This is a genomic window from Nitrospira sp. Vd2 (assembly GCF_979581665.1).
Genome location: NZ_CEFZSK010000036.1, coordinates 1 through 11,166, shown reverse-complemented (window position 1 = coordinate 11,166; position 11,166 = coordinate 1). Strand labels below are relative to the sequence as shown.

Here is an 11,166-nt window from a genome sequence, read left to right as displayed (position 1 = left end):
GCGCTGTCGTGATAGTAGCCGGAGATGCCGAGGATATAGGTCGCCATGCTAGTCCCTTCCGCGCTGATCCCGCTTCACCCTTGGCCGGGTCAGGATGCCGCGGTCATCATAAAATAGTTCGAGGCGATCTGCGAGAAAAATTGACGTGGTTGCCCATGACAGGGAAAGAGCTTAGGCAGCCTGCTTTCTCAGCTCACACGCCCCGGTCGCGGAACTGTGCGGGGAATGGTGAACGCCGGCTAGAGCAGGAACCGATCGAATTCCTCGCGAATGGCTCGGTAGCATTCACACGAGGCGTCCTCCAGCCCCTGGCGATCCACAATTTCGATGTGGCCTTTCGTGGCTTTGATCAATCCCGCCTTTTGAAGCACGCCAATCGCAATGTTCATTCGCGGGCGACTCACATTCAAGATCGTCGCAAGAAATTCTTGCGTGTATGGAATCTCCCGGGACCCCGCACGATCGGCGGTCATGAGCAACCACCGCGCACAGCGCTCTTCTGTGGAGTGATGGGAGTTGCAGCCACCGGATCGGGTGACCTGTGAAAGCAACGCGTGCGCATAGTTGTGAGCCAATGCATTGAGACGCGGACAACGGTCAAGCGCTTCTCGAAACGCATCGATACCCATGCGACTTGCCCGACCGGGCACCTGCACCAGAATGCGGGCCACGGCTTTGTCGACGCCAAGCAAGACAGGGACTCCGACAAATCCCTCGTTCCCGATCGTCGCGACTTCGACCATCGCACCGTCTTCCAGCACGCCCACCATCGACACGACGGAGTTATGAGGAAAGTAGACGCACGAGAAGACTTCGCCTTGCTCGCACAACACACGTTTATCGGGGAGGTCAATCGAGCTGCACCACTGCAGGAGCTGCTGTTGTTCGTGGGGCGGGAGGTTCTTGATCAGGCGATTCTGCGTCTGGTCGCTGTTGATCCACGTGTGTTTCATCGAGTGGTTCCTTTCCTTTCGCCTGCGATCAGCGGAGTGGGGACTATACAGGAAAAATGGCCCCAGAGGTGTCGCGTAGGCGACAGACGGACGCGCACAGTCAACCGTATCCTGCCTCATTGAACCCCCTGAAGACAACGACGAACTGCAGAGAAGGATGCACGCACCGCGGTTGCTCATTGTCGACGACGATCCCGCCCTCCTCGACGCCTTATCGGCGATGATCACCTTCCGGCTACGCGCCGTGGCCGTCGAAACCGACGATGACCCGCTCCATGCACTGGAACGAGTACGGCAGTCACACTACGCCGCGGTCATCAGCGATTGTCGGATGCCGAAGTTGAACGGCTTGGCGTTTCTCGACGCGGTGAAAGGGATCCGGCCCTGTATCCCGGTGCTGCTGTCGACCGGCGGGGACCAGCGCGTCTTGACGGAAGGACTTCGCCGAGGAGCGGCGGATATTCTTTGGAAGCCCATCGACCGCAATGATTTCGTGCAAGCGGTGAGAAGGGCGCTCCGACTCCATCACCTTCAACACCGGATGGACAGCATTCGTGCGCGAATGCATACGATCCGGTTGCTCATTCACCACATTCCCGGCCGAAGGCACGAACTCGGCCTTCAGCCCTCGACCAGCGGGGACCGGTTGCGACGCCGTTCGGAGAGACTTGAAGGACAACTGACTCGGCTCAATACCCGCTCTCGCCTCCTTGCCGCCGCGACACAAAGCCGCCTGCTGCAGCGCACCCATTTGCCGATGTCCGAAGAGGCGAGTTAGTCGCGGCTCACCTCGAAGAGAAACGTCCTCGCGATGTGTGTGACAGCTTCCCTGAACCGGCATGGTGACCGGAGGCCACGCCATGGTCTCGGCCGTAACTCCCCTGAGGCGCATTGGCCGACACCATCGTCAGTGTGCCGGGGACATTGATCTGCGCCGACGGCTGCCTGTCGTGCTCGGTACACGCACTCTACGTTCGTGCTATCGGAATTCCTGCGACTGCCTGCGTTGCCGAGGAAAACCAACGACACCGAAAAGAACGAGGAAAGGAGGATGACAGATGAAACTAATCGTATCCTTCATTGCGACGATCATTTCACTCGTACCAACCCTGGTTCACGCGGAAGAGGTGCATTCCTATTCGCGCGGCAATGCCTTCATCTACTTTATGGCCATTGCCGCGGTGCTCGTGTTCGGCATCCACGATGTCTTCCACAATAAGAAGGCGACATGGGCCGCCGCGATCCTGATCCCCACGGTGCTCTATCTCCTGTTACCGGCCAAGTAGAGGCGCCTCACGGGTGCGAGTATCGGAAGCTGCGCGGGCGGGCCTCCGATACTCGCCGACACGTTGGATCGCCACGAAGCCACGGTCTTCAACTTGCTATCGTCACCGCTTCGCCTCGGTGACCGCTCCCGTCATCGTATCGACGTAGACCCAGCGCGTTTTGTTGTCCTTATCCAGCATTTGGATCTGGTACACCGTCTTGCCCGAATCTTTTCCCATCTCCACATGGATCGGCTGCCCGGGGATTGTTTTCTGCGCGGTCGTTATGGCCTCCACCATGCTGATTCTTGCCTCCCGTGCAAGTTCACTATCAGATTCAAATAGCGCGGAAGCCGGAAGAGACGCGGCAGAGAAGAACATGAACGCGCACACGGCCATCACGGTTTTCGACATGGTATCCCTCCTCGTTAGCATGGTCTACCGATGGTAGTCGCCATACCCGGATCAATGATGTCGGCCATTGCCTGGTGTCGGCGTCCCATTCGATCAACTGGGAGCGATCTCGCGTCTGACGAGATGTCTCTATGACGAACGACGCGAGAAACTCGGGCGCCTGATAAAGGCTGCGATAGGATCCCGTGCAGGATGGATGTGGGACATTACCGCGGAGGAAGAACTATGAAGAGACTTGCACTGGCGGCGTTTCTCGTGGCGACGTTGGGCGGCTGTACCCTCTCGAGCACCGCGTCCGACTTTCATGGGCTTCGCGATGTCGATAACAGTATACCGACTCACATCAACAGCACGCACTACGCACTTCAGCTCTTTGTGGCGCTCCCGTTCGTGGGAGACGCCTCGCTGAAGACCGCGGTCGCCGAATTTACCCGGGAGGCCAAAGAGCTCGGCGCGACACGCGTTCGGATCGTGCAGTCGGACACGACGCGCCTGTGGTGGATTCTGCCGCCCCTGTCCTTGATCTTTACACCGTCTTGGACGAACGTCGCCGGCGACGTGTTGCGGCCAGAACGCACGGCGCCCTTGCCCCCTGCCGTGCAGTAACGACCGGCTGGCTGGCCCAGACGCACGACTGTTCCACAGCGGCGTCTGCGCCCGATGCCTTCGGTCAACTCCTGTTCACAGAGGGAAACGCCATACGCTCTATGCCGTCCACTGTCGCAGGCCCTGGTTTCGCCAGGTGACGTAATCGAAACTCCACATGTAGTTTTGGTCGAAATGTTTCCCGTCACCGAGGTACGCCTGCTGCACGCCGCCGGCAAAGATTTGGTCCCCTTCATTGAGATATTGAATATTCCCGGTCTGCTTGTACATCCACGCATAGGCGGGCGCGATGAGCAGATTGAGGTCAGGGGCCGGCTCGGTTCCGCCTGTGTTGTACCCCGGGCTTGACGGATTGATCGTGCTCGTGTCGACGTTGGTATACATGAAGGCCTGCTCGCCCGGGAGCCACATCTGGTTCCATAACCCATCGAGCGCGGTCTGCACGGCGCCGGGAATCCTGGCATCACCTGTGACATCATACGCCTGGATCAGCGCTTGCGTGGTGAGCCCGACCATAAAAGGCCGAACGTAGGGAGCAGAGTGGGACACGAACCACTGATCGATGTGCCCGATGGCCTGATCGATCAGCTCGCCCAGCCTCGGCGTCTGCGGCTGGCCGACAGCCAGCCCGTTCACGTACGCCATGATCGCATAGGCGACCTCGCGGCTGTAATCCGCTGGCTGGCTGTAGGAGAGCGGCGCGCTCTCCGCATTCCAGACTGTTGTGCTCAACTCTTGGATTGCTTGAAGGTCGAGCGGATTGCCCGTCTGCTGATAATCCATCAGCAGGCCTTGCGTGAAGTTCCAATACCCTGGAACGCCTTGGGGGTTGGCAAGGACATAGGCATCGCGATACATGTTCCCGGCGGTTTGCGCGTAGACCGTCCAGCTGGAATCTCCGGTGTATTGGGCGATTTGATAAAAGACGCGTGCCGCATCATAGTACGCCGTGTTCGGCTCCGTCCCCCACGACGGGGCTTGAAGAGCTTGTCCCGCCTGCCGTCCAAACGTCAGCATGTTCTGCTGCCATTGCTGGAGGATTTGATTCCACTGCGCGGGCGACATCGCGGGAGCCTGCGCAGTGGTTTGCGATGCGACGACGGCGAGCGTCGTGGCCGAGCTGTCGAGCGTCGCCGGCGACGCCGGCGGCCAGCCCACTGACGCCATATCGGTCGGCACGGCGAGGAGTGTGGAGGCGTCAATACCCACGCTCGCCTGGCCGGTGAGGTTAATCACGACCGATTCGCTCTGACCGGGCCCGAGCGGATTTGCGAGCGTCGCTCCGATCCAGGCTTGGCCGGCCGGCAGCGAATACGCATTGACGTTCACGGAGCTCGACCAACTCGTCCCGGTATTCTGAACCTGTACGGTGGCTTGGGCAGTCGTGTTCGGCGGGGCGGCCTGTGGCGCCTGCACCGCTTGGACGACGGCGGAAAGATCGGCGCTCAACAGGACGCGCTCTTCGAGCGTTTCAAGCGCAAAGCACTTCGTCCTCTTCGCCTGGTGTCGTGATGTGTGCTGTCGCGGCCCACGAAAACACGTCAAAAGACCAAGTCGCATATCAGCCCTCCTGTTACCGAAGAACGAGCACGCCGGGGCGATATACCAGTATCGCTCCTCGCTCACAAGCCCCGAAACGAGGGCGCTGAAGCGAACTACTTATGAATGTTCAAGGGGGCTTCGCCTCTAACCTTGCTAGACGCAAGCTAAAAAAATTTTTGCACCTTGACTATTCCATCAGGTAGGAACAGCTCGACATCAACGGGGAGTTGGCCGGCGGAGGACCGGTTCCGATCGCGTCAGATCGTGGCCATGATGCCGCCATCTCGATCCGACAACGGGGAGCCGTACGCCGGGACGGGGCTTGAAGCCCGGAGAATCCGCGCCCGTGCCTGATAGGCGCTAGGTCAATGTATTGGTAGCGAAGGGGCGGCTAAAGATCGAAGGGGCAGGGCCACTGAAGACGGCGACGCCGCCCGCCTGACGGCCGCCGGCGCCCGCACTGTCAGGGCCGATGATGAGACTGGCGCAGAAGTGTTGATCTGGGAAACCGATCACGACCTGCCATCGATCCCGTGAGCCACGAGTCGAGACCGTAGCGGTAGCACCGGCGTGTGATGCCGAGGCTGCTTAGGTGTGCGGTTTGCCGATAGAGAGAGATTCCTCAACCGCGATCCGCGCTCGCACACAAAGGGTCTGGGCCCATTCGATCTGATGTTTTGCTTCCAGGACAATCGAAGCATATCGTTTCCGTCTGACCTCGTACGTCTCGTCCATGTTCGTATCGTAACACACCACCCGGTACCAAGCGCCGTGTGGCCGATCACAATTGACCCACCGTCACGGGCCGTGCTTTGATGCGGTGATGAACCGCAAGACGTTACCATCGGCAGGCGTGCCGAATGGAGCCACAACAACGGAGTACGTGGCTCGCCTTCACCAAGTACGTGAGAGAATCGGCGTGAGAGGCGGTATCCTAATTCTTGAGTAAGGGAGGCAGCGATGACCTGGGCTACTGGTTCCTTCACGATTCTCATCACCCTGATGCTTGCGTCGTGTGGCGAGATGACTTCAACCAGAATGACGGACCGCAATGCGGTGCAGACACCGGAACCGCTTGACTCCGCCTCAGTGGTCGCTCCCGCAGCACGGGACGTCAACAGTAAAGGGGGATTGAATCGGCAACCGTAGTCGCAATGCATCCTGCGAATGCAGGGAGTTGTCAGCCGGCCTTGGCGCCTGCGGGATGCAGGGCATCCCGTCATGACACCTAATGCGCGAGCGGTTACTTTCCCAACTGACGACCTTCTGCGGCCCACTTCCGTTGCAGATCAGCCAACACCTTCGTCTCTTTCTGCTTGATCCGTTCTAGAATAGCCGCTTGCTTCTGGGGAGGAAGCTTTCGAATGTAGTGATCCCAGCGCTGCCTGTTTGTCAGGAGCTTCTCTTGAGCTTGCCGCACGTCCAATTGCCGCGTTACCTGAAGGTGGACAATTTCATGCTTCTCCTTCAGGATCTGGACGCCCTCTTCCACGAGGCGATCAAACGGTTCAGCTTTGCTCTCTCCACAATAGGTGAGCGCGGCAGTCAGGACGATCACGGCCAGTGGCGTCAGCCACCATGGCAACACGCTGCGGGGTTGGCCGAGAAGTGTGGCGCCGACCGCTTCGACGGCCCTCACTGTGTCGGTCACGTGACTCTTCATTTACGAGCGGTGTATCTGGAACGTCATGATAAAATTTGAATAGAAAGATGCCAAGCATGTTGAATCAAAAAAGACGTGACGGGGATCTGTTCGTTCTGTGCGCGCTGGTGCTCGTCATTCTCATTGCTGAGACGGCGCATGCTCTGGACCCGAACCGCACCTATTACCTTTATGAAGAGAGCCAAGCGCCACAGAGCTGTCTATGGCATGAGACCTTAGAGAACCATCCTGTCGCCCTTACCCTCAGCAGCGTCGCGCAAGGCTGTCGGGTTTTTCATTTTTCGGCCGCTGCAACGCTCGAGGCCACCACATCAATTACGAATCCCAAGCGAACAGGCTGGTGCGTCACTGCGGGGAGCGGTCGGGGAAACGATGGTGATCTCATACAACTGGTTCCGTGTCATGGCAAAGCGAATCAAGTGTGGCACGAAACGGAGAACGGACAACTGTGAGGCATGAATGGCAAATGCCTCGTTCGCGGGGAAGGGTCACAACTGGTGCTTGGTCCCTGCCAAAGAGGGATTAGATGGCGACCACGGGTTTGGACGCCCGACTAGCTGCAGTTGTCAGTAGCAAGGCAGACCTCTGGCGCTGGGCCTGTCCGTAGGCTTGGCTTCGATAAGTTTCTGAACTTCTGCTGCCATCTTACGACGCTTCCATTCTTCGGTGACATTTCTCTCTCTGGCGATCCATTGAAATGACATCGGCTACCGGCTGCTAGACCAACGGGACGGCGGGTCAGGCTGCCCGCCGTATTTGAAGAAAGTCTTGATGGACCGGAAACCGGTAGCGGCCGTCCGCGGTTGCAAAATGCTGTGCCAGATACTCTTCCACATCGCGGCGGGAAGGCGGCTTGCTGATAGGGAGAAGGTTGAGCATGAATTCGGCAACGGCCATAGCCGAAGCAGCATCCGGGACGTCGACGTGGGCGGGGTCGACGATCGTTGTCATTTCGTACTCGTTCCGATGTTTGTGGCCAAAGGCACCGACTACGCCGTCGAGATCGAATCGGTGACCGAAGAAATGCTCAAGCATCGCCATGCACCCGGTTCCTCGGTTCTGAAGGATGAGCACCATCACGCCGGTCGGGGACATCCACGAGGCCAGGCGTTCGAGATGCGCCATCCATTGCTCGGCGGGAATGTAGTAGAGAATGTGGGAACACAAGACGAGGTCCCCCAGGGCAGGCGGCGTCGCGGCGAGGATCGGCTGCGCAATCGCTTCGGCCTGCGGGATCGCTTGCCGGAGCTGACCTAACAAATAAGTGTTCGGTTCGATCGCAATCGTTCGCGCGAATGCGGAAGCCAGGTGAGCCGTCACTTCCCCATTCCCCGCTCCGGCGTCGATGAACACGCCTCTTGCGGCGATTCGCTGTACCAATTGCTGCAACCATCGCTTGGCGTTTCGCTTTTGGTCCGTGTGATTCAGAAAGACCTGAAAGGCGTCCTTATAGTCTGTCCCCTGCGAGTCGAACACTCTGATGCAGCCATCGGTTTTCATGGATTCTCCAGCCTTCACGGCAGAACGGTCTATACCGGCGCGAGCCGCAACGGGCAACAGTTTCAGGAAGGGTTCAGGGTTAACGAGTGCGCCATCGGACTCTCTACCCTGTTCTCTGTCCTCTTATAGAGGCGTGCAACTGGAACTGGAACAACAGCGTGCCCTCTTCACCGGGCCCAAGGTGGAGGATCATTTGACTTTGGCGTGAGCCGTTCCAATGGTCCAGCCGGACGGGTGGGCGGCCCTGGATCGAGGCTCATTCCCTCGGGGCTGCTATCGCGCTTGAGTCGCACGATGATGCCGCCCATGACATCCCACCGCTGAAAATTTTGACGGGTCGCCCGCGGGTGGTGATTATGACAATCAACGCACGACTGCACAATCGCTAAATCGGACGAGATGGCCTTGAACTCCGCGCCATCGATGAAGGTGAGCACCGAGCGGTCGCGATCCGCGGCGAGCTTGAGCAGGGCGTCCGCCTCGGCTTCGGACTTTGGACGATTGGCGCTGTTCAGTGGAGTGAGCCCGATCAGGCCCAGCTCAAATCCGCTGACTTGTTCGGCCGCACCTTTCACAAACTGGGCCGGAAGCGGAACCAGATGGGCTGCCTTCACCCAGTCTTCAGCCGGTTGAATGCCGCTTGACCGCGCGTGCTCGACGACCTGCAACACATACGCCGTCCGAAAGGCTTTTGCCAACTCCAAGAGGTACCGCGCCGTTTGATCGAGCGATGGATCTGCCGCTCTGGCGGTACCTGCTGTCCCGAGCACGATCATGGTGAGCAGTACTGATCCTACGCGTCGAAGCCCCTTCATTCCCTTATCCTCCCTGCCCCGGTAGCGGACTACCGACGTACGCCCTTCGGCCCACGTTTTCAATACCCCCTACTACCGTTATTCTCGGGCTATGACGGCCTTTACTTTCGATTTCTATACCCCGAGACCTCGTGATTGAAAATGGTGCCGGAGGCCGGGCTCGAACCGGCACGGGCCTTGTGGGCCCAAGGGATTTTAAGTCCCTGGCGTCTGCCTATTCCGCCACTCCGGCATGCGGCGAGGTACATGGCGATTCATGTATCGCGGTTCGACAGCGAGAGCCGAACAGAAATCTTGCAACCAAGAATGCTCGAAGAGGCGGCCTGATCACCTGGCCTCGAGATTCCCGATCACGATTTCAGCGGTCGTGACTGTAACAATCTAATTGAGTGAGGGTCAATATTGAGCGGTCACTGGCAGGATGTTGAAAAAGGCCGCCAACTGCGAAGACACTGGGCGCTCACCAACTCGCGCCCGTGCGCAAACGTGAGGCGAGTTATTCCTCGCCTCGCGCACCTCGCATCGCTCGGAGGCTCAACGTACACACGAGAGTACGCCTCGCCCCCGGACACTGCCCGCTCACCATCTCGCCGGCGCGCACAAACGTAACGCGACTTATTCGTCGCGTTGTGCGCCTCGCTCCGGCCTTGCCCGGGAAGGGGCGCGTCTTGGCGCGAGCCTGGTGGTACGGAAAGAAGCGGCCCGCGCGGGGGACCGCGCAGGCCGATTCGAGGGGTGAGCGCCGTGACGGCAGGAAGCGAAACTACGCGGCCTCGATGGGACGGACGTTCTCCTGGTACAGCTTGCCTTGTTCAACGGCGCGCTCGAAGCCGGCCTTCACGCTCCGGCTCAACCTGGCCGCCTGTACCTGTGCGCGCTTTGCATAATGGCGGATCTGACGACGTGTGTCTGCTCCTGATTGGGGAGCCAACAGGAGGCCCAAACCGGCTCCAATTACTGCTCCACCAGCCACCATTGCCGTCACCTTGCCCGTTGTAGACATGGTCGTACTCCTTTCAATCACACCCAGTGAAGAGAACCCTTACCCAGTTGTCCTGAGGCCTCGATCGTGAGTAAAGCATTCACTGTGCCAGAGAATTCTGCGAGGAAACCTTAGGAAAATGGCGCCACTGATGACATGCGATGCACATCCGCGGTGAGCCTGTTTGGTTTTCCGCACACTGCGGGCGACAAAGGCGTCTCAGAAACAGAACAGTGAGGGAAAAATTAGGAGGCGCGTTGGAGGAGAAAGACGACCTTCGCTTGTGTTTCTCGTGCCTGATCAACCGTGCCTTGCGCTTCATAGACCAGCGCCAGATTCGCCAATGTCCCGGCTTCGCGCGGACCATGGCGGAGGGCGCGATAAAGTTCCAACGCGTGCTGGTGGTGGTCGATCGCTCGGCTCAGATCACCCTGTCGCAACGCGAGCGTGCCGAGCAGCGACAGCGCATCCGCTTCCCCTAGCCGGTCCTTGATCGTCTGGTAGAGCGGAAGCGCACCCTGGGCCACCGCACGCGCCTTTTCATCGTCTCGAAGCTCCATCAGCGCTCGGGCCAGCCGTAGCCGAATCTCGGCCTCACGCGCCGTCTGACCGCGCCCCTTCAGCAGCGCCATCGCACGGCTATACGACTCCGCGGCACGCTCGCTGTCCTCGGTCTGACCGTATGCATCGCCGAGGAGCACCAGCGCTTCGGCCTCCTGTTGGCCATCATTCCGTGCCCGGGCGTCGGCAAGAGCCTGCATCGCCACTGTCATGGCGTCAGTGAGACGGCCTTCTCGCACCCAGAGGGCGGCGAGGCCGAGCCCAGCATCGGTTGCGCCTCGGCGGTTCTTCGTTCGTTCGAACAGTTGTCGGGCCTCTCGGTATGCGGCGTCCGCCTCAGGAACGCGGCCCACTGCTGCCGCCACATGTCCAAGCTGGAGCAGCGCAGAGGCCTGGCGGTCGCGATCGCGGGTGAGCGCGAGGACCGCGACGCCACTCTTGATCGATTCGAACGCCTCCTGCAGACGTCCCTGTCTTTCCTGCACCTGACCGACGCGCAGCAAGGCCGTCGCCTCGCCCACGCGGTTCCGCCGCTCGCGATAGGCCGTCACCGCCCGCTGATAGTATGGCAGCGCCTCTTGGAGATGATTTTGAACCTCATGCAGGTCACCGATCTGCACCAACTCATCGCCATTCAAGTTTCGAGAGGAGGCGGCACCTGCCGAAAGCGGCGCGCCTACAAGAGCGGCAATGGCGGCGGCGATCAGGATGAAGCGTCTCGCGCGCATGCCCTTAGTAGGCCGTTGAAAAACGGTAGCCGGAGCCGGATGCGACAATGCTTCACGGTTCAACATGAACAGAAAGAATACCCAGGATGTTCAAAAAGGCTGTCCATTTCACCCGCCCGCCCCAGGCGCGCCAAGAC

At 59.5% G+C, this 11,166-nt stretch carries 12 protein-coding genes and 1 tRNA gene; 4 read left to right on the top strand and 9 right to left on the bottom strand.

Translation table 11 applies throughout. From position 1 onward, the window contains the following. Positions 1–239 precede the first annotated feature (239 nt). Positions 240–953, bottom strand: coding sequence for a Crp/Fnr family transcriptional regulator (locus AC1U7K_RS13475; protein WP_480251940.1), 714 nt, complete (start codon positions 951–953; stop codon positions 240–242). A gap of 157 nt (positions 954–1,110) precedes the next feature. On the opposite strand from AC1U7K_RS13475, the gene AC1U7K_RS13470 reads away from it, so the two are divergent. Together AC1U7K_RS13470 and AC1U7K_RS13465 are read left to right on the top strand one after the other, a co-directional pair. Beyond that, positions 1,111–1,731: a response regulator gene (locus AC1U7K_RS13470; RefSeq protein WP_480251939.1), complete on the top strand. Its 621-nt coding sequence runs from the start codon at positions 1,111–1,113 to the stop codon at positions 1,729–1,731. Between the two features lie 280 nt (positions 1,732–2,011). Continuing rightward, positions 2,012–2,239 carry a hypothetical protein gene (locus AC1U7K_RS13465; protein ID WP_480251938.1) on the top strand — a complete coding sequence of 76 codons (228 nt, stop codon included), beginning with the start codon at positions 2,012–2,014 and terminating at the stop codon, positions 2,237–2,239. A 102-nt stretch (positions 2,240–2,341) separates the two neighbouring features. On the opposite strand, the gene AC1U7K_RS13460 is transcribed toward AC1U7K_RS13465, so the two are convergent. Continuing rightward, positions 2,342–2,632: a PepSY domain-containing protein gene (locus AC1U7K_RS13460; RefSeq protein WP_480251937.1), complete on the bottom strand. Its 291-nt coding sequence runs from the start codon at positions 2,630–2,632 to the stop codon at positions 2,342–2,344. A gap of 225 nt (positions 2,633–2,857) precedes the next feature. Here AC1U7K_RS13460 and AC1U7K_RS13455 point away from each other — a divergent pair, with 225 nt between their 5' ends. After that, a complete protein-coding gene (locus AC1U7K_RS13455) occupies positions 2,858–3,238 on the top strand; it encodes a hypothetical protein (protein ID WP_480251936.1) in 381 nt (126 codons plus the stop codon). A gap of 99 nt (positions 3,239–3,337) precedes the next feature. On the opposite strand, the gene AC1U7K_RS13450 is transcribed toward AC1U7K_RS13455, so the two are convergent. Then, a complete protein-coding gene (locus AC1U7K_RS13450; protein WP_480251935.1) occupies positions 3,338–4,798 on the bottom strand; it encodes an LEPR-XLL domain-containing protein in 1,461 nt (486 codons plus the stop codon). A 1,225-nt stretch (positions 4,799–6,023) separates the two neighbouring features. Further along, the gene (locus AC1U7K_RS13445) at positions 6,024–6,431 is read right to left on the bottom strand and encodes a hypothetical protein (RefSeq protein WP_480251934.1); all 408 of its coding nucleotides are present in this window, start codon (positions 6,429–6,431) and stop codon (positions 6,024–6,026) included. Positions 6,432–6,499: 68 nt separating this feature from the next. Here AC1U7K_RS13445 and AC1U7K_RS13440 point away from each other — a divergent pair, with 68 nt between their 5' ends. Further along, on the top strand, positions 6,500–6,895 hold the full coding sequence (locus AC1U7K_RS13440) for a hypothetical protein (RefSeq protein ID WP_480251933.1): 396 nt from the start codon (positions 6,500–6,502) through the stop codon (positions 6,893–6,895). Between the two features lie 286 nt (positions 6,896–7,181). Here the strand turns inward: AC1U7K_RS13440 and AC1U7K_RS13435 are convergent, their stop codons facing one another. The 5 genes from AC1U7K_RS13435 to AC1U7K_RS13415 all read right to left on the bottom strand — a co-directional run bounded on the left by AC1U7K_RS13435 (position 7,182) and on the right by AC1U7K_RS13415 (position 11,029). Beyond that, on the bottom strand, positions 7,182–7,943 hold the full coding sequence (locus AC1U7K_RS13435) for a class I SAM-dependent methyltransferase (RefSeq protein WP_480251931.1): 762 nt from the start codon (positions 7,941–7,943) through the stop codon (positions 7,182–7,184). A 167-nt stretch (positions 7,944–8,110) separates the two neighbouring features. After that, positions 8,111–8,758: a c-type heme family protein gene (locus AC1U7K_RS13430; RefSeq protein WP_480251930.1), complete on the bottom strand. Its 648-nt coding sequence runs from the start codon at positions 8,756–8,758 to the stop codon at positions 8,111–8,113. Between the two features lie 142 nt (positions 8,759–8,900). Further along, positions 8,901–8,990: transfer RNA gene (locus tag AC1U7K_RS13425), tRNA-Leu, on the bottom strand. 531 nt (positions 8,991–9,521) lie between these two features. After that, entirely contained in the window at positions 9,522–9,761 is a 240-nt protein-coding gene (locus tag AC1U7K_RS13420) for a YtxH domain-containing protein (RefSeq protein ID WP_480251928.1), read from the bottom strand. 224 nt (positions 9,762–9,985) lie between these two features. Next, positions 9,986–11,029: a tetratricopeptide repeat protein gene (locus tag AC1U7K_RS13415; RefSeq protein WP_480251926.1), complete on the bottom strand. Its 1,044-nt coding sequence runs from the start codon at positions 11,027–11,029 to the stop codon at positions 9,986–9,988. Positions 11,030–11,166: the final 137 nt, after the last annotated feature.

Excerpts from the sequence above, each read along its gene's own strand:
- AC1U7K_RS13475 (WP_480251940.1), bottom strand. The coding sequence starts at position 953 with ATGAAACACACGTGGATCAACAGCGACCAGACGCAGAATCGCCTGATC.
- AC1U7K_RS13470 (WP_480251939.1), top strand. The coding sequence starts at position 1,111 with ATGCACGCACCGCGGTTGCTCATTGTCGACGACGATCCCGCCCTCCTC.
- AC1U7K_RS13465 (WP_480251938.1), top strand. The coding sequence starts at position 2,012 with ATGAAACTAATCGTATCCTTCATTGCGACGATCATTTCACTCGTACCA.
- AC1U7K_RS13460 (WP_480251937.1), bottom strand. The coding sequence starts at position 2,632 with ATGTCGAAAACCGTGATGGCCGTGTGCGCGTTCATGTTCTTCTCTGCC.
- AC1U7K_RS13455 (WP_480251936.1), top strand. The coding sequence starts at position 2,858 with ATGAAGAGACTTGCACTGGCGGCGTTTCTCGTGGCGACGTTGGGCGGC.
- AC1U7K_RS13450 (WP_480251935.1), bottom strand. The coding sequence starts at position 4,798 with ATGCGACTTGGTCTTTTGACGTGTTTTCGTGGGCCGCGACAGCACACA.
- AC1U7K_RS13440 (WP_480251933.1), top strand. The coding sequence starts at position 6,500 with ATGTTGAATCAAAAAAGACGTGACGGGGATCTGTTCGTTCTGTGCGCG.
- AC1U7K_RS13435 (WP_480251931.1), bottom strand. The coding sequence starts at position 7,943 with ATGAAAACCGATGGCTGCATCAGAGTGTTCGACTCGCAGGGGACAGAC.
- AC1U7K_RS13430 (WP_480251930.1), bottom strand. The coding sequence starts at position 8,758 with ATGAAGGGGCTTCGACGCGTAGGATCAGTACTGCTCACCATGATCGTG.
- AC1U7K_RS13420 (WP_480251928.1), bottom strand. The coding sequence starts at position 9,761 with ATGTCTACAACGGGCAAGGTGACGGCAATGGTGGCTGGTGGAGCAGTA.
- AC1U7K_RS13415 (WP_480251926.1), bottom strand. The coding sequence starts at position 11,029 with ATGCGCGCGAGACGCTTCATCCTGATCGCCGCCGCCATTGCCGCTCTT.